This window comes from uncultured Clostridium sp. (genome assembly GCF_934754925.1).
Classification (GTDB): Bacteria; Bacillota; Clostridia; order Clostridiales; family Clostridiaceae; genus Clostridium.
This window is the reverse complement of record NZ_CAKVJA010000040.1, coordinates 1-24,564: the sequence shown is the minus strand read 5'-3', so window position 1 is coordinate 24,564 and position 24,564 is coordinate 1. Positions and strand designations below refer to the sequence as shown.

Sequence of the window (24,564 nt, the reverse complement as noted above, 5' to 3'; positions counted from 1 at the left end):
CATTGCATCTGATGGATTATGAAAATTCATTTTCTTGCCATCTATAAGGATTTCTCCTGAATCTGGTTTTTCTAATCCATAAAGAATCTTCATTATTGTTGACTTTCCTGCACCATTTTCTCCAACAACAGCAAGTATCTCACCTTTATTAAGATTAATATTAACTTTATTGTTAGCTACTACGTTACCATAGGTCTTAACAATATTTTTCATTTCTAAAAGCATGTCAAAGTTACTCCTTTTCTAAATTAATCTGGAATATAATAAGAGGCAAAGCAAAAATTGCCTCTGCCCCTTATATTAAGTACACTAAATATAAATTATACTCTAATTAGTTTGCAGACTCTTCAGGAACTTCTATTACTATTTCCCCTGAAATAATCTTTTCTGCTGCTGCCTTACCAGCTGCTATAACTTCATCAGTTATAATTTCAGTATTTCTATAATTCATTTCTTCTGGAGAAACACCAACAACACCAAATGCACCCTCTTTTAATCCAAGAAGTTGTGCTCCACCATTTAATTCACCAGCTAAGAATCTATCAATTATAGTATTCATAACAGCGCCAGTGTTCTTTAATAATCCACTAATAATACTTGGATTTTCAGAAGTTGTTTGGTCAACACTTAATCCAGTTGTATATACTGGTGTACCTTTTTTAGTTAACTCTTGAGCTGCTTGATATATACCTGAGTTTGCACTAGCAGATACTCCACCAAATATAAAGTTTGCTCCTGCAGCCTTTTGTTGTAATGTATATTCATAAGCTAAGTTAGTATCATTGTATGAATTAGTATAGTTGTACATAAATTTAGCATTTGGATTAACAGATTTTACACCTTCAGCAAATCCATATCTATATTTGTAAGTAGCTTGTGTTTGGAATGATGAGATATATCCATATACACTTTCATTAGGGAAAGCTGTTCCAACCATTGCTCCTAAAACATATGATCCTTGTGCTTCATCAAACCCAAAGCTTGTTACTTTTTCATTAGATGCAGTTGTATCAATTACAGCATATTTTGTATTTGGAAATTTATCTGCAGCATCACTAAATGGATCAGCTGCTTGCCATCCAATTCCTATTATTAAATCATATCCCTCATTAGATGCAGCAATAGTATTTTCTTCCCATGCAGCAGTATCTGTACATTCAATAGATGTCATCTTAAATCCATAAGTTTCACTTGCTTCCTTTAAAGCTTCATATGCTTGAAGAATAAATTGCTCTGTTCCAATTGTATCTGAAATTAAAGCTATATTTAACTTTGAATAATCTCCATCAATACTTTGACTTCCTGCTGATTCATTACTTCCTGAATTAGAACATCCAGCAAAAATAAGTGTTGTCATAATAAGTAGTAAAGAAGTTATTATTTTTTTCATTATTTCATCTCCCATAGTTAATTTGTTAATTTAATTATAATGATTATATAAACTAAAAAATATGACATAAGTCATATTTTAGCGAAAAAACTGTATATTTTTTTTATTTTAGTTTTTAACATTCGTTTTTTTCTTGATAATTCTACTTTCGACTTGTATATTTTATATTTTTTTTAATATTACTTTAATATTTTTTAAAAATATATACATTATTTATACACCCTTATTTCTATTTATTTCCTTGATTTTCTTAGCCTTAGTACTTATTGTTATATATTTTTCATTATGTTAGAATTATGAATATAAATAAACGAACAATATTATTAATTTACTCACTTTTTTGGGAGGAACTATGATAAATGTTAAAAATAAATCATTATTAGATAAATACGTTAATAATACTGGTATTTCTAAATTATTTTCACAAGATATAACTAACTTATTAGAACTTTTTTCTTTAAATAAAGGTGATTTTTTAATTAGTGAAGGAGAATGCTCTGATTATTTATATTTTTTAGTAAGTGGAAAATTAAAGGTTTTTTCTCATTCAACTTCTGGTAAAATAATGTCTCTAACACTCTTTAATTCCTTTGAAATTATAGGTGAGACCTGTAGTTTATGGAATAAGCCTCCTACTGCTTCAGTCCAAGCTGCTTCTAAAGCTTACTGCATAGGTATATCAATGAAATATAGAGATCTTCTTTTAAATGATATAATATTCTTAAGATATATTTGTCAAAATTTAGGTGAAAGGCTTAGTTATATGAATAATACTACATGTATTAACCTTTATGAATCATTAGAAAGTCGATTAGCCTCTTTTATATTAAAAACAGAAAAAGATGGAGTTTTCTCTTATAACTTAACAGAATGTGCTGAACTTTTATGTACAAGCTATAGACATTTATTAAGAATAATTAATTTATTCTGTAGTACAAATAAATTAATTAAAAACGGAAAATCCTACAGAATTATAGATAGAGATTATTTAGAAAAAATCTCCTCTAATTCTTTTACGTCATAAAAAAAATGTATTGATTTCTTAATCAATACATTTTTTAATATATATCTATTTAATTTTCATTAAACAATTTTTTATTAATATTAAAACTGTACTTAATATAGCCATTACTAAAAATACTATTAACTCTTTTATTCCTAGCTTACTTAAATATAGTAAATTTCTAAATAAAATTGTTGCTACGAAAAATCCAATAGCAGTTGTTGTACATAAAAATATACGCATTTTATTAAATGGTCTACATACTCTTATCACAGCTAAAATACTAGTAAATCCAATCATATAATACATTAATGTTGTCATCTTAGGCTCTACTATACCTAAAGCTGGAGCTAAGAAATATAGAGTTATAATATTTATTATTATAACTACAGAGTATGGGAATGAATTTTTTAATACGCTTTTCAAGAACTTTTCTTTTATCTGTTTTCCATTAGGTTCAAAAGATATAAAGAATGATGTATATCCTTCAATTGCAAGATCCACTAATGTAATTTGTATTGGAATAAATGGGAACGCTGTACAAGTTATAATATTTAATATTGATAACATTACTGAATACAATGTTTTTATAAAGAATATTGTAGCAACATTAGTAATATTATTTACAACTCTTCTTCCCTCCATTAAAACATCTTTTAAAACACTAAAGTCAGAATTTAAAAGTACAATTTGTGAAACTTGCTTTGCCACATCACTTGCCTCTGGTAATGTTATACTACAATCTGCTTGTCTTAACGCAATAATATCATTTACTCCATCACCCGTCATTGCAACAGTATGACCTTTTGCTTGTAATGCTTGCACTAACAAACTCTTCTGATTTGGAGATACCCTTGCAAATATACTATATTCATCTACTAAATCTATTATTTCATCATCATTTTCTATAGTAGATAAATCAATATATGATTCATAATCCTCTAATCCTGCTTGCTTAGCTATACTAGAAACAGTCAATGGATTATCCCCTGAAATTACTTTTACAGTTACACCTTCTCCTTTAAAGAATCCAAGCATTTCTTTTGCATTTTTTCTTAAAGGGTCTGACAATTCTATTGCAGCAATAATCTCTATATCTGGCAATACATCTTCCACTACCTCTTTAGAAAATCCTACAAGAAGCACTCTTTTCCCTTGCTTTTGTGCCTCTACCATATTATCTTTAATTTCAAAGTTACTTTTAGCTATTAATCTTTCAGGTGCACCAACTATTATAGTTCCTATATCTTTAAATGAAATAGAACTCCATTTTCTCTCAGATGAAAATGAGTTTTTATAATCAACTTGAAATGTATCATTTTCTTTAAAATACTCCTTTAAAGCTTGAAAAGTACCATTATTATCTCCTATTTCATTAACAAATGCACTTAAGGCCTGGTTTACTGAAATAGGAATTATTTCCTTATTAAATATTTCAAAATTCGAAACCTGCATCTTACCTTCTGTAATAGTACCTGTCTTATCAAGACATAATACATCTACATGTGCTAATGTTTCAACACTATATAGGTCTTGAACTAATACTTTTTTCTTTGCAAGCTTAATTACTCCAGTTGCTAGTGATATGCTAATTAATAAAATTAATCCCTTTGGTAGCATTCCTAATAATGCTGCTGCTGTTGATATTACAGAACTTTTTATCACTTGATCTCTGAAAAAGAACGCCTGTACAAATAATAAAATACCTACTGGTATTATTATAACGCTTGTAAGTCTTGTAACTTTTTTCATAGAATTCAATAATTCCGAGTTTACCTTTTTATGCTTTTTACTCTTTAATGTAATTTCCGCCGCTAAGTTATCCTTACCTACCTTTTCAACCTTAGCATAACACTTCCCACTAACAACATAGCTTCCTGAGTATAGCTTATCTCCTGGCATTTTTACTATTGTATCTGATTCTCCGGTAAGAAGAGACTCATTTACTTCTATCTTTCCATCAATAACAACTGAATCTGAACAAATTTGATTTCCCATATTTAGTATAGTTATATCATCTAAAACTAATTCATCAACATATATACTTTTTTCTTTGCCATCTCTCATTACATCAACCTTAGATATTGTAAGTACTGACAGCTTAGCAACCATATTTTTTGCATGTATTTCTTGAAAACTTCCAATGCATATATTTAATATAATTATTAGCATAAAAGCTAAATTAGAATATGCCCCAACTGACATTAAAGCAATAGCAATAAGAAAATTATATAAATTAAATAATGTAAATACATTTTCTGATATAATCTCCCAATTAGATTTTACAGTTTTTTCTTCTACAATATTGATTTGACCTTTTTTCTTTCTCTCCAAAACTTCCGCTTCAGTTAATCCTAATATAGGTTCTTTCCCATTCACCATAAACACACTCCATATCACTTTCTCATATAATTATATTTTAAATACTCTTCTCTATATATTTACATATTAATTAATAATATCATTTATTATATACCTTAAATGTAAAATTCATGTTAAATTTTATTAGTATATAAAATTAAAAGAACTGTTACATAAACCTCCAAATGCAACAGTTCCTTTTATTTTATTTTATTATGTAATTACTTTTTTCAATAGCTTTAATATTTTCATGTTTTAAGAAATAATTAATTATAAGCTCACTTATATCAATATTAATTTCTCTAATAACTTCAGCACCTTCATAAGATGGATAAATTGAAGTATTGGTTGCACGATAATTATTCATAACAACATTATAGTACTTATCTAAGTCAATATTCTTACCATCCTTTTTCATAGAAATTACTCTCTCACCAAAATTTCTTGATAAATTAACTTCATAATCAAGGCCCGCAAAAGTATCGTAATTATAATTTTGAACCTTTGGAACTAAGAATTCATCACTAATTTTTACTTTTCCATCATCAATTACAAAATAAGTTGCAGCCTTTTCAATGGCTTCTTTTAATTTATCTCCCCTAACTTTTAAAACCATTAATGTGTTAGGATAAGGATAATTTATTAATACATCTCTAATAGATACCTTTTGCTTAAACCCAATTGCACTATCAAATAATGATAAAGCTGAAAAATCTGCATCTGAAGCTTCTAATTGTACTTGATGTAAGAAATTAATAAATGGATGTCCATTTAATCGTGCTTTAAAAATATCGTCCATAAGTATATCCTTATCAAACTCACCAATTTCTTTATCTAAATAATCTTTTAGTCTTAATCCAACATTACTAAATATTTTTTCTAAATTTTTATTAATCTCATCATTTAATATAGAAACATCAACTAATTCATAACTTACTTCTTTAGTGTCTGTATCTAATATAATCTTACTAAACTTCTGTCCATTATGAAGTGGTTGTGCACAAACTACTCCATTTATTTTGGTAATAAATGCTCTATGTTGATGTCCACTTAAAACCATATTAATAGACTCATATTTCTCTAACAATTCACTTGCTTGATTTTCCTTAGTAAGCTTTTCTGTAGGAGTATTGCTTCCATCTAGACTCTTTTCAAATCCTCCATGATAGCAAACTATAATATAGTCCGCCTTTTCTTTTAATTCCTCTTCATATTTTCCATACATATCAACAGGATCTAGGAATCTTAAATTATCAATATTCTTCTCATGCTCCCAATTAGGTATAAAAGAAGTTGTAAGTCCAATACATGCAATTTTAAATCCATTAAAATCAAATATCTTATATGGCTTTGTTTTCAAAGTTAATCCTTCAATATTAGCATTAATTATTTTATCTTCAACAAGTTTATATGAATTATTTAAATAATCTAATCCATAATTAAATTCATGATTTCCTATAACATAAGCATCATAACCTATAAATTCTAATCCTTTCAATATAGGATTTGTATCCAATTTTTCCTTTGATAAATAATGTGCTAAAGCTGATCCTTGTATTAAATCTCCACAATCAACCTTTAAAGATGCGTCATAATTTCTTTCATCATTTAATATGTAACTTCCTATTTTAAGTATTCCAAGTTGCTGTTCTTTAACATAGTTAGTTGGATAAACATATCCATGCAAATCACTTGTTTGATATATAGCTAACTTCATATATTATCTTCCTTCCTATTTAAATAGCTAAATTCTATAAATTTTTTATACAAACTACTATCCAACTTTCTCTTTACTATAAATAGAACTATATTGTTTGACCCTTTTTAGGTAAAAGAACATCTCCATTTTTATTGTAAAGCTTCTCAGGACGATAAGAGTGAATTGGCACTAATAATTTAGGCTTAATTAAATTAATTATTTTTATTAAGTCATAAGGGCGAGCATGACCACTACATGGCATATTTATAAACTCTATATTATGTTCAGCAAACTTGTTAATAAATGGTTCATAAGCTGGATCAAATTCTCCTAATGGTTGAGCATCAGTATGAATATAAATTCCTCCATCTTTTAATTTATCTATATATTTTAGTGCTCTAATATCTAGTTGCCAAAAATATTTACTTTCATCTTTTAATAATTCTTCAAAATCCACTTTTAAATTTTTATCTAACTCATATTCTTTATTATCTAATTGATAATAATAAGTTTCAATTCCAGTTGCTTCTTTTACTACATATGAATAATATGCATCTAATACAACAGTTCTTGGATTACTCTTAATTATATTTAAAATTCTTTCTACATTTGATATATAATAATTAAATGTTATTTGTTTGTTTGGATTATTATTAACTACCTTATTTATTTTTTCTATAAGTTCTGGCTCATTAATTGCTTCTATTTCTCTTATAGGATCTCCAAACTCTTGGAATGAAACACTTACACCCTCTATTAATAATACATCACAATTTTCACTTTCCTTACAAAAATTTAATGTATCACTTTCCCTATATCCATGAAGCCTAATATCCCCAGTATACGCTATAGTTAAGTCTGGTGTTTCTATTACTAATCCACTAGCTCCATAAGCATCATGATCAACAGGCATAACTCTAACTTTTATTTTTCCAACTTCAACAATTTCATTTTCTTTAACTCCAACTACTTCCCTTGTATTAGAATCTTGTTTTTCATATAGAGGAAAAATAAAATCATTATTAATGTTCAAAGTATTTAGTAATGATTTTGTACCTTCTAAAGTATATAATGGTATTTCAGGATTTAAGTAATTAACTATCTTAGAATGGTCTAAGTGAATATGAGATAAGAATACAGCAGTATTTTTAAAAGTATTTTCCTTTGATTCATATCCTATTAAAGGTATTTTAGGATCAAATATATTATTTAAATATGGCACTAAATTTTCATCTAATAATCCTTGTAAATCAGTAGGCTGTACTTTTGCAGATGGATTATACTCACTACCAAAGTCAAAGAAAATATGACTATCTTCATATGCAATCTCTATTATTGTTCCTCCAATTGTTAAAACACCACTATGAAATGTTATTTTTGTCTTTTTATCCTTAAGCATAATCATAAAACAACTCCTCTTTGTTATATTTTATATCTAGTTATCTTTATAGTTATTAAAATTAATCTTCATTTTAAATAAAAAAATATATAATCAATCCTATTATAACTAATCCTAAAACATTATAAATAGTAAATTTTTTTATATAATCAGCGCCATCTTTTGGGTATTCGTTAATATAGAGTTTATAAGAAATTACGCTAGCAAGTGAAGCTATAATTGTTCCTAGTCCACCTATATTTACTCCTAATAATAGTTCCTTATAATACGGTGTAAATGCTGAAATAAGCATCGTTGCTGGAACATTACTTATAAACTGACTAGATATTATTGATGATATAAATGTGCTCTTTTCTGAAGACAATATATTTACCATAAAATTTTTAATTAAACTCATAGAAGATATATTACCTATAAATATAAAAAAAGCTACAAAAGTAATAAGTAATGAATAATCTACTTTTTTAAATAATCTTTTATTAAAAATCATTATAGCTATTATTGTTATTATAAAAGTAATTCTATAATCAATTAAATGAAATACTGAAAGTATTGTTATGAAAAATAAAACTGAATATATTATTATATCCCTATTATTTTCTATTTTTATATTTTCAACTTGAAAATATAACTTCTCCTTTTTTTCATTCATTGTTATAGCACCTAAAAATACAACTGATAATAAAACTAATGGAAATGTTATCTTAAAAAACTCCATAATATTAACATTGAAATAAGAGTAAATAAAAAGATTTTGTGGATTTCCCATTGGAGTTAACGCACTTCCTAAATTAGCGGCTAATGTCTGAAATACAATAAGCTTTAATGGATTTACATTAACTTTTTTAGCTATAATTAATGTTAATGGTACAAAAGTAATTAAAGCAACATCATTTGTTACTATCATTGCTGAAAAGAAAGTTAAGAATACTAACGTATATGTAATTGCTTTAAAACTTGTACATCTTTTTAATAATGAAGTAGCTATACTATCTAAAAGCTGTAACTCTTTAAATCCTGCTACTACTATCATTAAATTAAATAATAGAATTATTACTTTAAAATCTATATATTCAAACTTAGGTAATGATATAAGTGATGTTCCTATAGCTAATGTTATTGCAATTATTAATACTATTTCCTTTTTTATAAATTCTAAAAATATCCTTTTATCCTTTATTAAATTCAACTCTAAATTCATCTTAAAACCTCTATTCAATTTCTAAATATTTAAAATTAACCTAAAATATCATTTCATAATATCTTTTTATATTTCTTTCAAGCTCAAGTAAATCTACGTTTCTACCAATTCTCAATGTTTCTTTCCCTTCAATAAATAATAAAAATATAGGTAATGAAAATACACCATATTTTGCAGCTAAAGCTAAATTTTCCTCCCCATTAATTTCTCCACTCTTAATTTGTGGTAAACTTTTTAAAATACTTTCAATTTTATATTTTATTGCTTCACAAGCACCACAATCCATTCCTGTAAAATATAGTACAGCTATTTTATTATCATTAACTAAATTTATAATATCATTTTCACTAAATAATGTATTCAAAATATTTTTCACCCCTTTTATAAAAAAATTATATCTTTAATCTTATCTTTGCTCTTAAATTATATACCTATAATCTACAAAAAAATAGCTACTACTTAAATTTATAAGTAATAGCTATTTATCTTCTAATTATTATTTTTATAAAAATATTCTAAAATATCATCAAAAGTTTTAAACTCCAATCCAGCCGATTCACAACATTCAGTTATAGCTTCTTCCATCTCATTTATTGGAATATCCTTTATTGTCTTACACTCTATACCTTCTTTACAATATGATTCACAAATTGCCTTTTCTAATTCCTCTTCTGATACTCCCTCTTCTCTAAACATACTTAAAAATATTTCTCTAATATGATTTTCTCTCTCAATTGTTGTTAATATATTCTCCATATACCCTCCGAAACAAACTTTCAAAAATTATAATCCAATCATATTATATCATAATTTAAGCTTTTATAACCTAACTTAGAATGTAAATACTTAATTATAGTGACATCTCCTTATTATATAAAAAAGTTGTTATTCCATTAAATATTTATCTACTGATAAAGCAGCATTTCTACCTTCTGTAATTCCCCACACAACTAAAGATGGTCCTCTTCTTGCATCTCCAGCTACAAATACCTTATCCTTAGATGTTTTATAATCTACATCAGTTGCATCAATACTTCCTCTATTATTCAACTCAATACCTAAATCTTTAGCTATATAATCCTCAACACCAACAAATCCCATAGCTATTAAAACTAGATCAGCATTCCAAATCCTTTCTGAACCCTCAACTTCTTTAAGATTCATTCTTCCATTTTCACCTTTAACCCACTCTACATCAACAGTCTTAAGAGATTTTACATTTCCATTTTCATCTCCATAAAACTCTTTTACGCTAGTTAAATATCTTCTTGGATCATGACCAAACTTTGCAATATATTCTTCTTGACCATAGTCAATTTTTAATATCTTTGCATACTCTGGCCAAGGATTATTTTCACCTCTAGTTTTTAAAGGTTCACCCATTATTTCAAATTGATTTACAGATTTACATCCCTGTCTAAGTGCTGTACCAACACAATCAGTTCCTGTATCTCCTCCACCAATTACTATTACATCTTTATCTGTAGCTAGAATGTCTGACCCTTTATTAAATACTGAACCAATTACTTTTTTTGTATTATTAGTTAAATATTTTACTGCAAAATGAATTCCATTAAGTTCTCTTCCAGGCACCTTTAAATCTCTTGGTTTAGATGCACCTATTGTTACAACTATTGCATCATACTCTTTATCTAATTCATCAAAGGTAATATCAATACCAACATTTACACAAGTTTTAAAGTTAATTCCTTCTTCTTTAAGAATATTAACTCTTCTTTCTATAATATTTTTTTCAAGCTTCATATTTGGAATACCGTACATCATAAGCCCACCAACACGGTCTTCTCTTTCATATACAGTAACACTATGACCTAGATTATTTAAAAAGTCTGAACATGCAAGGCCTGATGGACCTGACCCTATAACAGCAATTTTTTTCCCTGTCCTTATTTGTGGTGGGTTTGCTTTAATGATACCTTCACTAAACCCCTTTTCTATTAAATATCTTTCATTAGCCTTAACTGTAACAGCATCTCCATGCAATCCGCAAGTACAAGCATTTTCACATAATGCAGGACATACCCTTGAAGTAAACTCCGGAAAATTACTCGTTTTTAAAAGCCTTTCTAACCCTAATTTCCATTTACCTAAATATACAAGGTTATTCCACTCAGGAATAAGATTATGCAAAGGGCACCCAGTGGCCATTCCATTTAATATTACTCCTGACTGGCAAAATGGAACTCCACAATCCATACATCTTGCCCCTTGCTCTTTTCTCTCCTCTTCAGTAAGAGGCGTATCAAATTCATTCCAATGATTTATTCTACTTAGTGCATCCTCTCTACTACAGTTCTTTCTAGTAAACTCCATAAATCCTGTTGCTTTTCCCATGATACTCCCTCCTTACATTCCTTTTCCTGTTTTTTCATAGAAGGCATTTACTAAAGCTTCATCTTTAGTAAATCCTTTCTCTTCATTTATTTTAACAAGCTCTAAAACTTCCTTATAGTCTTTAGGAATTACTTTTTTAATCTTTGTTATATATAAATCAAAGTTATCTAAAATAGCTTTAGCTTTTACTGAATTTGTAAGATCATAATGTTCAGTAATTATTTCTTTCAAGAAATTAACATCTTCATCATTTGGTTCTTCAATAAGTACCATCTCCTTATTAACATTAAAAACAAACTTATTATTTTCATCTAGAACATAAGCAATACCACCACTCATACCAGCAGCAAAGTTAACTCCGGTTTCTCCTAATATAACGGCTCTTCCACCTGTCATATATTCACAACCATGAGCTCCACAGCCTTCAATTACAGCTGTTGCACCTGAATTTCTTACACAGAATCTTTCACCAACAACTCCATTAAAGAATGCTTTACCAGATGTAGCCCCATATAATGCAACATTACCAACTATAATATTTTCATCTGCAATTATCTTGCTATTCTTAGGTGGATATACAACTATTTTCCCTCCTGATAATCCCTTACCAACATAATCATTACCATCACCTTCAACTTCTAAAGTTAAACCACTTGGTATAAATGCACCAAAGCTTTGTCCAGCAGCTCCTGTACACTTAATCCATACAGTATCTTCTGGTAATCCTTTTGTTTTATATCTTCTAGTAATTTCAGATCCTAAGATAGTACCAAATGTTCTATCTGTATTTAAAATATCAAGATTTATTTTAACTTTTTCTTTATTATCTAAGGCTGGTTTTGCAAGATCTAAAAGCACCACAGAATCTTTAACAAGATCAAGCTTATGATCATACTTATTTGCTAAATTAAATCTAACACCATTTTGAGATTTAACTTGTGATTTATCTAATACTAGTGATAAATCAATTGTTTTAGCTTTCCAGTTATTGATATTCTCTTTTTTCTTCAACTTATCCACTCTACCAACCATTTCATCAATACTTCTAAATCCAAGTTTAGCCATGTATTCTCTCAGCTCTTCTGCAATAAACTCCATAAAGTTTACTACATACTCAGGCTTACCAGTAAACCTCTTTCTAAGTTCTTCATTTTGAGTAGCAATTCCAACTGGACAAGTATCTAAATTACATACTCTCATCATTACACAACCTAAACTTACAAGTGGTGCAGTTGCAAATCCAAATTCCTCAGCTCCAAGTAATGCTGCTATTGCAACATCCCTGCCAGTCATAAGTTTACCATCTGTTTCAACTCTAACCCTATCCCTTAAATTATTCATAACAAGTGTTTGATGTGCTTCTGCAAGTCCTAGTTCCCATGGAAGACCTGCATGTTGAATAGAAGTCTTAGGAGATGACCCTGTACCTCCATCATAACCTGATATTAATATTACATCAGCACCTGCTTTAGCAACACCTGCTGCAACTGTTCCAACTCCAGCTTCTGCCACTAACTTTACAGAAACATCTGCGTATATATTAGAATTTTTCAAGTCATATATAAGTTGAGCTAAATCTTCTATTGAATAAATATCATGATGAGGTGGTGGTGAAATAAGCCCAACAGCAGTAGTTGAATGTCTTGTTTTTGAAATCCAAGGATAAACCTTTGATGCAGGAAGTTGTCCACCTTCCCCTGGTTTCGCTCCTTGAGCCATTTTTATTTGTAATTCATCTGCATTAACTAAATATTCTGAAGTAACACCGAATCTACCTGATGCTATTTGCTTAATTTTAGATCTCTTTGAATCTCCATTATCAAGTGGAATCCATCTTTCTCTATCTTCTCCACCTTCTCCAGTATTAGATTTACCACCTAATCTATTCATTGCTATAGCAAGTGCTTCATGAGCCTCCTTGGAAATTGATCCATATGACATTGCTCCAGTTTTGAATCTCTTTACAATTGACGATACTGGCTCTACTTCTTCTAGCGGAATAGGATTTGCTTCAAAATTAAAATCTAATAAGCCTCTTAAAGTTAATCCCTCTTCCTCCTTATTTATTAATTTAGAATACTCTTTAAATTTACTATAATCTCCAGTTTTTGTTGCTTGTTGTAACATATAAATAGTTGCTGGATTGTATAAATGCTTTTCTCCAGTGCTTCTCAATTTATCTCTTCCAAAATTATCTAAATCAAAATTAAGTTGTTTATATCTTTTGTTATACGCCTTTTCATGTTTAGATAAAGCTTCTTTTTCTATATCCCTTAAAGTTAATCCACCAATTCTACTAGTTGTATTTGTAAAGTATTTATCTATTACAACTTTATCTATCCCTAGTGCCTCAAATATTTGAGCCCCTTGATATGATCTAATTGCTGAAATTCCCATTTTAGAAAGTATTTTAGTTATTCCTTTAACCACTGCTTTATCATAATTATTTATAGCTTCCTCATATGGAATTGTAATTAGTTCATCTTCAACTAACTCATGAATACATTGATAAGCCAAATAAGGATTAACTGCTGTAGCTCCATATCCTAAAAGTGTTGCAAAATGATGAACCTCTCTAGCCTCTGCAGTTTCTATGATAATGTCAGCTAAACTTCTAACACCCTTTTTAATTAAATAATTATTCATTGCTGCAACAGCTAATAATGAAGGAATCGGGACATTTTCCTCATCTATAAACCTATCACTTAATATAATTACATTTGCTCCTTCATTAATAAGTTGAAGTGCTTCTCTACATAAATATTTTAATGATATTTCTAAACTATTTTTTTTAGTTTTATCAAAAGTAATATCTAATGTTTTAATATTATATCCATGTCCATCTAATGATTTTATTTTAACTAAATCCTTATCATTAATAATTGGATTTACTATTTCTATTTGCCTACAACTTTCTGGACAATCGTCTAATATATTTCCTTTAGAACCTAAATAAACATTAGTTGATGTTATAACTTCTTCTCTTATGGCATCTATTGGTGGATTAGTTACTTGAGCAAATAACTGCTTAAAGTAATTAAATAACGGTTGTTCCTTTAATGATAATACTGCAAGCGGAGTATCTATACCCATAGCAGCCATTGGCTCATGCATATTTTGAGCCATTTCGTATATATTAGTTTTTAAGTCTTCATATCCATATCCAAAAGTCTTTTGATAAGTTATTCTTTCTTCCTTAGTCATAAACTTCTGCTCATAATTATCTATATTTATACTCTTAAGTGGTGTTAACCTTTCATCTAACCATTCTTTATATGGATTTTCTAAACTATACTTTTTCTTAACCTCTGTATCTTCAATAAGTTTACCCTTAATAGTATCTACTAATAAAATCTTCCCTGGCTCTAATCTATCTTTTCTTACTACTCTTTCCTCATCTATGTATACTGCTCCAGTTTCTGATGAAAGATATAGATATCCATCATCTGTTATATAGTATCTTGATGGCCTTAATCCATTTCTATCTAAAACTGCTCCTACCCTATCTCCATCAGTAAATACTATAGACGCTGGTCCATCCCATGGTTCCATTAATGTTGAATTATATTTATAAAAAGCTTTCTTATCTTCATCTATACTTTTAGATTTTTCCCATGGTTCAGGTATTAACATTAATATTGATCTAGCTAAATCCCTTCCACCCATGTATAAAAATTCTAATACATTATCAAAGGTTGCAGAATCCGATCCCTCCTTATTTATTATAGGTAACACTTCTTGAAGCTTCTCTCCAAATACCTCTGAAGTAATAGATCCCTCTCTTGAATAAATCTTATTAACATTACCCCTTAAAGTATTTATTTCTCCATTATGAACCATCATCCTATTTGGATGTGCTCTTTCCCAGCTTGGAAATGTATTTGTTGAATATCTTGAATGAACTAAAGCTATAGCAGATTCTACATCTTTATCTAACAAATCATGATAAAACCCTCTTACTTGTGTAGATAATAACATTCCTTTATAAACTATTGTTTTCGAAGAAAGAGATGCTATATAAGTAGTGCAATTATTTAATGATTTTTCTAAATTAAAATCTTTTTCAATATTTCTTCTTAATATATATAATTCTCTTTCAAATTCCCTTGTATCCTTTATATTATTAGGCTTATTTAATATAATCTGCATAATGTTAGGCATAGACTCTAAAGCTGCTTTTCCAAGTCCACTATTATCTACAGGTACATCCCTTAATAATAAGGTCTTGAAGCCCTTGTCCACTATAACTTTATTCATTATATCTAGAGCTAATTTTTTTTTCTTTTCTTCAGTTGGAAGAAATAATACACCAACTGCATATTCTCCACTTTTAGGTAAATTGACATTATATTCAATGCATACTTTCTTAAAAAAGTTATGAGGTATTTGAATTAAAATACCAGCTCCATCACCAGTATTTTCATCTGCTCCAGTTCCGCCTCTATGCTTTAAATTTTCTAAAATATCTAAAGCATCATTTATGACCTTATTAGATTTTTCTCCTTTAATATTTACTACAGCCCCTATTCCACATGCGTCATGTTCAAAACTGCTGCTATACAGACCCCAATTTCCTTTCATATATAACGCTCCTTTTTAATAGTATATTTTTTGCATTTTAAAACTAAATATGAAATTATAATTCCCAAAAAAATCTTATTTTTCAATTTTAATCTATTTATTATAATATTAACATTATATACAAATTTGTATATAATTTCAAATTTTTATTATTACTTTTATATACTTTTCTTTTAAAAATTAAGTATTACATTTATTAAAGTTATTTTTTTTAATAATTTATCATTTCAACTCTATAAATATATTAATAATTTACAAGTATCTATTTTAAATTTTATGAATGTTATATTTTTTATTCCGTCATTTAAAAAAAATTGTTAGAATTTCATTTAAAAATATTAAATTATAATTCTAATATGTCAATTACTTATATTTTGCATTAGTAATCTATTTATAAAGTACTTATTTCTCTATATAAGTACATAAGTTAATTGACATTCTAACTATTACATAATATTATTAAAAGTTGGTAGCAATACCTACTTATACACACAAAAGATAAAGTATGTGAAATACTAATTTACAAAAGAAAGGTAAGATATAATTGAAATTTTTAAAAAATTATGCTTCTTCCCTAATATTACTTATGGCCATACTAATAGGTGGTTTTTTAGGTATACTATTAGGAGAAAAAGCTATAGTATTTGAACCAATAGGGAATTTATTTTTAAACTTAATTTTTACATTACTAGTTCCTATAGTTTTCTTTAGCATTTCCTCTTCTATAGCTAATATGGAAAGTTCGAAAAAGCTTGGTAAAATTCTAGTAATAACTATTATAGTTTTTGCTACTACAGCCATTATTTCAGGAATTATAGGTGTTATTAGCTTTAAGTTATTTAATCCTACTAATAATTTAGATTCATCTATATTTAATAATCTTCTTAACTCTACAAGTTCTATAGAGCAAGAAAACGTTGGCATAATTCAAAAAATAGTTTCAAGTATTACTGTTAATGATTTCTCTGGGATTTTATCTAGAAGTAATATGTTAGCTTTAATCTTATTTTCCATTCTTATTGGATTTGCAACTATGCTTTCTAAAGAAGATGGAAAACCATTTGCAGCATTTTTGCAAAGCGGATCTATAGTAACTATGAAAATGATGGGATTAATTATGTACATTGCTCCTTTAGGACTTGGTTGCTACTTTGCAACAGTTGTTGGACAACTAGGTAGTCAAATACTTGGTGGTTATATAAAAGTATTCATTTTATATATTGTAGTTTCTATTATTTATTTCTTTGGATTTTTTACTATCTATGCTTATATTGCCGGTAAAAAACAAGGTGTAAAAACATTTTGGAAGAATGCCACTCCTCCTGCTGTTACAGCATTAGCAACTTGCTCTAGTGCTGCTTGTATTCCTGTAAATATAGACGCAGCTAAAAAAATGGGAGTTTCAGATACTCTTGCAAATATCGTTATGCCACTTGGTGTTAATATTCATAAAGATGGTTCTATAATTGGTGGTATCTTTAAAATAATGTTCTTATTTGGAATCTTTGGAAGAGATACTAACAACATTGAAACTTTACTTATGATTCTTGGTGTTGGTTTACTTATTGGTGCAGTAGTTGGAGCTGTTCCTGGCGGTGGTGCAATTGGAGAAATGCTTATTTTAAGTATATTTGGTTTTCCTGCTGAAAGCTTAGCAATAATGCTCGTTATAGCTACAATAATAGATGCTCCAGCAACATTATTAAATTCATCTGGTAACACAGTTTGTACTATGATGATTTCTAAATTCATGAAAGAAAATTCTAATAAGTAATTTTTAAAATAATATATGAAATAACTTTTACTAAAATAAAAAGTTATTTCATATATAATATTGAAAGAATTTTTTTGGAGTTTTTATGAAAGATATTTTTAGCAAAATAAATAATTTAGAAAAACTTATAGGAAATACTCCTTTAGTAGAAATCTTATTTAAATACAAAGAAAAACACATGAAAATTTACGCTAAACTTGAATATTACAATTTAACTGGAAGCATTAAAGATAGAGTTGCTATATATATGCTTAAGCGTGCTTATATAAATAAAAAAATTAACGAAAATGATCTTATCTTAGAAGCTACTAGCGGTAATACTGGTATATCTTTTGCAGCAGTTGGAACTTATTTAGGCCACGATGTTCATATTTATATGCCGGATTGGATGAGCTTAGAAAGAATCAAATTACTAGAAAGTTATAATGCAAAACTACATTTAGTCTCAAAAAATGATGGTGGATTTCTTAAATGCATATCCTTAACTGAACAATGTAAAGCCAATTGTTCTGATATTTTTTTACCTCAACAATTTTCAAATATTGATAATATATATTCTCATTACTATTCTACAGCTCCTGAAATATACTCAACATTAAAAAAACATCACATATCACCTTCAATTTTCGTTGCTGGGGTAGGTACTGGTGGGACAATAATGGGTATATCTAAATTTTTGAAAGAAAAAAATCGCCATTTAAAGGCTTATCCTATTGAACCTGCTTCATCACCAACGCTTTCAACAGGTACTCATTCAGGTTATCATCGCATTCAAGGAATTTCAGATGAATTCATTCCTTCAATAGTAAATTTACATGAATTAGATGATATTATAAGTGTTGATGATGGTGACGCTATAATTATGGCTCAAATGCTTTCTAAAGAATTAGGACTTGGTGTTGGAATCTCCTCTGGTGCTAATTTTATAGGTGCTATTAAAGCTTTAGATATTAACAAATCTGTTTCAGGTGCTATAACTATTTTTGCTGATGATAATAAAAAGTACATCTCTACTGATTTAATGAATAAAGAACCTGTTAAATCTGAATTTATCTCTTCAGATGTCAAACTTCTTGACTTTAGAGTTCTTTAACTAAATTGCTCACTACATTGATAGAAAAAATGAAATACTTATTTTCCGGGAATGGTGAAATTTTCGCCTAGAATTTATATCTTTGTTCCATTGAACTTGCTAAAGTTGTAAAAGCCGCTGACGCTTCAATACAACTTCTTTACGCAAGTTAAATTCCACAAAGATTAAATTCTACGGCTCAATTTCAATATTCCCTCCAAATTAATATTTCATTTTTTCCTTTTCCATGTATTTGATTATAACATGCCCCTTTTTATAGTTAATGTTTTGTTCTACAAATTATTTTGATATTATAGTTATCTTTTTAATTAAGAATATTTTATTAAATGCAAGGTATTTTTATTTAAATTTTAAATGAATACAAATATTTATCTTAAGCAAACTATAAATATAAAAGAAAACTTAAGGAGATGTTTGAAATGAGAAAAAGATTTAAACTCTTATCTTTATTACTATTATCTTTATTACTATTGGGATTAGTTGGATGTGGAGATAATAACACTAATAATAAAACTAATGATTCCACCAAGAAAAACCCACCTACTAATCAAGAATACTATGACTATTTAACAGAAAGATATAATCATTATTTTAACAATGATGCCCTTGATACTACATATGATATTTATATAGATGATTTTACATATGATAATACATATGATGAATTTATAACTGAATATAATGATTCTTATGATCAATTAAAAACAAACTTAGAGGCTTTTAAGAATGACTTGGAAAATAATGTTGTAAAAGGAAATGATGAGGTTGATAAATATAATCAAGAAGTAATAACAGCTACTGATAAAGCTATTATTGCAGTTGATGATTATACTGGAACCTTTGGTGAAAAAACAAAAGATTATGCTACTTTATCTAAAGATGAAGTAATAAAAGGTTTAAGATCATTAACATTAGGTGCACATGATGCTAGAGTAGATTTAAAAAACTTAATTGATGATGCTAAAAATAAACTAGGAATAAAATAAAACAAAGTTAGCCCCGGTTTTTAAGTAAATCGAGGCTACTTTTATTTTACTATATAGAAGAAATATATTTTCATTATTTCTTATAATAAATAACAAACGATACAATTAAGAGGTATATACTAATGAAAAAAAACATTAAACTTTTCTTTACTTTTTTATTAACAGCTATAATTTTATTATCATCAAATTCATTTCCAATAAACGCTTTATCAGATGTTAATATTATTCAAGATTCAGATAGCTCTATTTCACTACCAAGTCACTTTCGTAAAACAAGTGATATATCAAAAACTTCAACTCTTAAATCATTAAATACAAAAGGTTTAGAACAACTTAATATATCTGGAAGCGGTCAATTTACTACTACTAATTTGCAGTTATTAATTGAAAATATTGATACTCATCTTCCTATAATAGATATTGATTTGAGAGAAGAATCACACGGATTTATTGATGATACGGCTATTAGTTTTGCAAATTCAAATAATAATGCAAATATTGGGCATTTAATAATCTTTGGAATTCTGGATTAAATCATTCTACGGTAATAGAATTACCTAGTGACAAATATATGTCATTACGTGACTATGCAATTCTTTCAAAATCATTGATTTTTTACGAAAATGATGTAAATGATATTTCTTTAAGAGAGTCTATTTTTAGCTCTATGAATGATGGTGGTAGAATATTAGGCTGGGGACCTGATGAGCATACTAATGTTTCTATTGCTTCTAGCTTTGGAATTGATATGATTGCTGCAGATTGGTCTTATAACCTTTCAGTATTGAGCTCATATCCATCAATACCCATGAATCAAAAAACTAGTAAAGATATGATTCAAGAAGATGGAGTCCATTATGTTACTTTTATAATGTCTGATGGTGATAATCAACAGTGGCTCCTAGGCAGTAATTATAATACTAAAGATTGGTTTGGTTCTCCTTATAGAGGTAATTTTAATTTAGGGTGGTCCTTAAGTCCTTCATTATATTATTTAGCTCCTACAGTTTTTAATAAATATTATGAAGCTGCAAGTTCATCAAAATATAATGATAATTACATAGTTGCTGCTTCTGGTAATGGATATATATATCCTAGTAAATATCCGAATGATAAACTAACTTCCTATACTAAGCGCCTTAATGACTACATGAAAAATGTTGATCAACATACTGTGTTAATTCTTGATGACGAAACTTTTTATAAAAGAGATTTATGGGATAAGTATACTTGTAATTCTAATATAGATGGTCTCCTTTACTTAAATTATGATATAAATAATGCCTATAAAGGCAAAATAATTTGGTCTAATAATAAGCCTATAATTTCTTGCCGTGACTTACTTTGGGGTGGCATAGAGGATGAAAATCAGTTACTTTCTAACATTGATGATAGAATTAACTTAGGTTATACAAATATTAAAGATGCAAACTCTTATACCTTTGTATATGTTCATGTTTGGAGTAATACAATGGATAATGTTAATGATGTTATAACTAAATTAAATAAAAATCCTAAGGTTAGAATTGTTACTCCTGATACATTCGTTAAGTTAATCCAAAACAATATTTCACATACTCTATAAAACAAAAATCTCATAGAAACTTTATAAAATTTCTATGAGATTTTCTTTTAAAAACCTTCTATTACAATACAGAAGATAAAATTATATTACAATTACTTAATTTAAATGTTAGTTTCCAAATTGAAGTTTTTAAAACTATTAAGAAAATGAACTTCTCTATTTCTATACGCAAGATAAGATAAATCTTAATATATATTAAGTAAATATACTTAATTATGTTACATATATTTAGTACTTATTTTTACCATACTAATATAACCTTTTAATTGTAAGAGCATCTTTAGCTTTCTTTCATATAACAGTATATATTATTATTAATAAATAAAAATAAAAGGTCTTATTAACTTTAAATAATAAAACCTCATAAATTTTATTTTGTCATTTAAATTTATTTTTAAAAAATCTACTACATCATTATATAAATTACCTATATCCGAAAATATAATAGATGTAGTAGCTAAATTTTATTTCTTATCTGTTATTTGAATAGCCTTAGCTGATACTTGAGGTGGATTTGATTTTGTCATAGCTTCACTTAAAACAAGGAATATAACATCACCTTTTTCTATCTTAAATGTCTTAGGATCAACTTTTTTAATATCTATTTCTTCCCCTTCTTTTGGACATTCATTTGGAAGTATTAATGTCTCATTATCTACAACTGCTATTAATTCTTTACTATTTACAGTAAGCCCTTTAAGATATCCCTTAACCTTTATGTTTAAAGTATTATCTTTTTCATTTTTTTGAACCTCTTCTACCTCACCCATAAAAATCATATTAGGTTCAGGTCTCTTACTTGCAAAAACATTACAGCTACATATTAATAAAAATACTAATGTTAATACTAATATTCTTTTGTGTTTCATAATATCCTCCTTAGTTAAATTTAGTCAATAATAATATTATTCTTCTAAAAATAATAAGTATGCATTTTAATAAAAATACTAATTAATATCTTTTTATTTATTAAATAAACTATTAAATTTCTTTTATATCACTTAATATTATTGATTAAACCCTTTACATACTGTATTATAAAATTAGATATATATGGAAAATAGGAGGGGTTTTATGAGAAATATGTTTAATTCAGATAGCAGCTTTTCTAAGATTATGAATAAAATTGCTGATTGGTTTATTTTAAATATTTTATGGATATTTTGTAGCATTCCTATAGTAACAATAGGAGCTACAACCACAGCTTTATATTCTGTTAATTTAAAAATTATTAATAATGAGGAAGGAAATTTAATAAAAACATTCTTTAAATCATTTAAGGAAAATTTCAAAAAATCAACAATAATATGGTTAATTATTCTTATAACATCTATAGTTTTAGGTGTTAACTTAGTTTTTTGGCTAAAGTGTGGTTTATCACTATCATACTTCGCATTACCATTTATATTTTTTTCTTTACTTATTTTTTTATTAGTCACTCCATATATATTCCCAATATTAACAAAAACTAAATGTTCTATTTTAAATACTTTTAAGTATTGTTTCGTTATTTCATTAAAAAATCTTCCTTATAGCTTACTTATTACCTTATTTGGAGCATCTATATTATTTGCAACTTTTTACTTTCCAATAGTATTTTTATTTATGCTTCTTTTAGGAGTATCATTGCATAGCTATATGGTATCCCGTATTTTTTTAATTGTCTTTAACAAAGATATAAACTTATTTAATAAAATTATCTCTTAATTTTATATTTAAATAGAAATACCATCTACCTTTTTATGATAGATGGTATTTTTATATTATTCTATTTAACATATATGTGTAATAATTACTTTTTAACTTTCTATTTTTTATAAGTATTTTTATATTTTTATAAGTATTTTTATATAACTATATAATCTATTACCTTAATCATATATATAAATTAGGTACAGTAAAAATATCCATTTTTTCATTTACTGTTGAGTATATAGTTTTTTTAACATCTAATAAAAATTCTACTGAAGCTGTAAATGTGTTACTAGAAAAATCATATTTACTATCTGCAATGGCACATTCAGCTGTTAGAAATCCCTCATATTCCTCATGTATAGTTACTTTTTTATATTCTTCTGGTAAATATATTTTTCCACAAAAATCCAAGCTAACTCCATTAAATATAGCTCCTGTATATGGGGAATTACTTGAAATTGCTTTAAATGGTTTATTTCCTATTGTACCAATTAAAACAATTTGTAAATTACTAACGTAGAATTTTACATTATTCTCCAAAACTCTTGATTTTATTCCTTGCTTTTTCTTATCTTTTTCACAGCATCTATTTGTTACAAAAGTTCCTACATATTCATTATAAAGAACTTCATCGTAAATATTATATCCTGTTCCTGGTTCTGCTGAAAAAATAACACTTTCCGAGTTTACTAATTCTTCCTTTTTTTCTTCTCCTATTCCTATAAAATCATAAGTTATTCCTATTTTATCTATACATATAGGTGCTCCTTCATCATAATGACACCTGTCTGTAGAAACTATAGTAAATTCTTCATTTTCTACTCTATATTTAAAGTCTTCTAAAGTTATGCTATCAAATATTTTTTCAGTTACTACTGGAACACATTCAGCCTCATAAATATCTGAGTCTTTAACTATTAAATTGTTACAACAATTTAAATCACAATTCTTTTTAAATTTGATTTCTTTGTGACAATTTGAACTTTTATCCATACGTCTTCTTTTATTTGACATTATTTTTTCCTCCTGATTTATATCATTAATATTAGACAATAAATTTGTTTTTTCTACTTCATATTATGATTTATAGCTATATATGTTTCCTTTTGATAATTTTTTTAAAATTAATTATTTTTATACAAACATTTCTCCATATATTTAATAAATTAATTTTGAAATTTAATTATTGATAACATATTAATATAAATAGGAAAATATATATTTAATATATAAAGATATCTGGAGTGATACTGTGCCATTTATAAAACAATCCTCAATATTAATTAGGAATTCATTTAATAATTTATATACTATTTCTGTAGAAAATGGAATTTCTATTAATTATGTTAATTCTAATTTTGAAATAAAAAAAAATAAAAAAATTTTATCAGATATTTCATCTCTATCAACTATTTATTTTGATATAGATTCTAATGATAATA

Annotated in this window: 19 protein-coding genes and 1 pseudogene; 8 read left to right on the top strand and 12 right to left on the bottom strand. The window is 27.2% G+C overall.

Annotated elements, in window-relative coordinates; genetic code table 11:
- The coding region (locus tag Q0G30_RS11405) for an ATP-binding cassette domain-containing protein (RefSeq protein WP_294390023.1) at positions 1-225 on the bottom strand (225 nt) is incomplete at its 3' end.
- 106 nt (positions 226-331) lie between these two features.
- On the bottom strand, positions 332-1,390 hold the full coding sequence (locus Q0G30_RS11400; protein ID WP_294390020.1) for a BMP family ABC transporter substrate-binding protein: 1,059 nt from the start codon (positions 1,388-1,390) through the stop codon (positions 332-334).
- Between the two features lie 352 nt (positions 1,391-1,742).
- Between Q0G30_RS11400 and Q0G30_RS11395 the strand changes: the two genes are divergently transcribed.
- A complete protein-coding gene (locus Q0G30_RS11395) occupies positions 1,743-2,414 on the top strand; it encodes a cyclic nucleotide-binding domain-containing protein (protein WP_294390016.1) in 672 nt (223 codons plus the stop codon).
- A 45-nt stretch (positions 2,415-2,459) separates the two neighbouring features.
- On the opposite strand, the gene Q0G30_RS11390 is transcribed toward Q0G30_RS11395, so the two are convergent.
- The 8 genes from Q0G30_RS11390 to gltB all read right to left on the bottom strand — a co-directional run bounded on the left by Q0G30_RS11390 (position 2,460) and on the right by gltB (position 15,989).
- Positions 2,460-4,775, bottom strand: coding sequence for a cation-translocating P-type ATPase (locus tag Q0G30_RS11390; protein ID WP_294390008.1), 2,316 nt, complete (start codon positions 4,773-4,775; stop codon positions 2,460-2,462).
- 184 nt (positions 4,776-4,959) lie between these two features.
- Entirely contained in the window at positions 4,960-6,471 is a 1,512-nt protein-coding gene (locus Q0G30_RS11385) for a bifunctional UDP-sugar hydrolase/5'-nucleotidase (protein ID WP_294390004.1), read from the bottom strand.
- Between the two features lie 88 nt (positions 6,472-6,559).
- Positions 6,560-7,858: an MBL fold metallo-hydrolase gene (locus Q0G30_RS11380; RefSeq protein WP_294390001.1), complete on the bottom strand. Its 1,299-nt coding sequence runs from the start codon at positions 7,856-7,858 to the stop codon at positions 6,560-6,562.
- A 67-nt stretch (positions 7,859-7,925) separates the two neighbouring features.
- Positions 7,926-9,053 carry an SLC13 family permease gene (locus tag Q0G30_RS11375; RefSeq protein WP_195467191.1) on the bottom strand — a complete coding sequence of 376 codons (1,128 nt, stop codon included), beginning with the start codon at positions 9,051-9,053 and terminating at the stop codon, positions 7,926-7,928.
- 40 nt (positions 9,054-9,093) lie between these two features.
- Complete coding sequence (locus tag Q0G30_RS11370) at positions 9,094-9,417, bottom strand: thioredoxin family protein (protein WP_195467192.1); 324 nt, start codon at positions 9,415-9,417, stop codon at positions 9,094-9,096.
- Positions 9,418-9,542: 125 nt separating this feature from the next.
- On the bottom strand, positions 9,543-9,809 hold the full coding sequence (locus Q0G30_RS11365; protein ID WP_195467193.1) for a hypothetical protein: 267 nt from the start codon (positions 9,807-9,809) through the stop codon (positions 9,543-9,545).
- 129 nt (positions 9,810-9,938) lie between these two features.
- Positions 9,939-11,408: a glutamate synthase subunit beta gene (locus tag Q0G30_RS11360; protein ID WP_294389998.1), complete on the bottom strand. Its 1,470-nt coding sequence runs from the start codon at positions 11,406-11,408 to the stop codon at positions 9,939-9,941.
- Between the two features lie 12 nt (positions 11,409-11,420).
- Entirely contained in the window at positions 11,421-15,989 is a 4,569-nt protein-coding gene (gltB, locus tag Q0G30_RS11355; RefSeq protein ID WP_294389995.1) for a glutamate synthase large subunit, read from the bottom strand.
- Positions 15,990-16,533: 544 nt separating this feature from the next.
- Here gltB and Q0G30_RS11350 point away from each other — a divergent pair.
- The 5 genes and pseudogenes from Q0G30_RS11350 to Q0G30_RS11330 form a co-directional block, all read left to right on the top strand.
- Entirely contained in the window at positions 16,534-17,763 is a 1,230-nt protein-coding gene (locus Q0G30_RS11350; RefSeq protein WP_294389990.1) for a dicarboxylate/amino acid:cation symporter, read from the top strand.
- A gap of 85 nt (positions 17,764-17,848) precedes the next feature.
- Positions 17,849-18,856, top strand: coding sequence for a cysteine synthase family protein (locus Q0G30_RS11345; protein WP_294389987.1), 1,008 nt, complete (start codon positions 17,849-17,851; stop codon positions 18,854-18,856).
- Between the two features lie 419 nt (positions 18,857-19,275).
- Positions 19,276-19,842: a hypothetical protein gene (locus Q0G30_RS11340; RefSeq protein WP_294389985.1), complete on the top strand. Its 567-nt coding sequence runs from the start codon at positions 19,276-19,278 to the stop codon at positions 19,840-19,842.
- Positions 19,843-19,964: 122 nt separating this feature from the next.
- Entirely contained in the window at positions 19,965-20,375 is a 411-nt protein-coding gene (locus tag Q0G30_RS11335) for a hypothetical protein (protein WP_294389983.1), read from the top strand.
- Positions 20,336-21,427, top strand: a pseudogene (locus tag Q0G30_RS11330) (hypothetical protein); the annotation flags it as partial. The gene Q0G30_RS11335 and the pseudogene Q0G30_RS11330, both read left to right, overlap by 40 nt.
- Positions 21,428-21,891: 464 nt before the next feature.
- Here the strand turns inward: Q0G30_RS11330 and Q0G30_RS11325 are convergent.
- Positions 21,892-22,296, bottom strand: a complete 405-nt coding sequence (locus tag Q0G30_RS11325) for a hypothetical protein (protein WP_294389980.1) — start codon at positions 22,294-22,296, stop codon at positions 21,892-21,894.
- 205 nt (positions 22,297-22,501) lie between these two features.
- Here Q0G30_RS11325 and Q0G30_RS11320 point away from each other — a divergent pair, with 205 nt between their 5' ends.
- Positions 22,502-23,134 carry a DUF624 domain-containing protein gene (locus Q0G30_RS11320; RefSeq protein WP_294134101.1) on the top strand — a complete coding sequence of 211 codons (633 nt, stop codon included), beginning with the start codon at positions 22,502-22,504 and terminating at the stop codon, positions 23,132-23,134.
- A gap of 168 nt (positions 23,135-23,302) precedes the next feature.
- On the opposite strand, the gene Q0G30_RS11315 is transcribed toward Q0G30_RS11320, so the two are convergent.
- Complete coding sequence (locus tag Q0G30_RS11315) at positions 23,303-24,136, bottom strand: hypothetical protein (protein ID WP_294389977.1); 834 nt, start codon at positions 24,134-24,136, stop codon at positions 23,303-23,305.
- A gap of 238 nt (positions 24,137-24,374) precedes the next feature.
- On the opposite strand from Q0G30_RS11315, the gene Q0G30_RS11310 reads away from it, so the two are divergent.
- The coding region (locus Q0G30_RS11310; protein WP_294389975.1) for a hypothetical protein at positions 24,375-24,564 on the top strand (190 nt) is incomplete at its 3' end.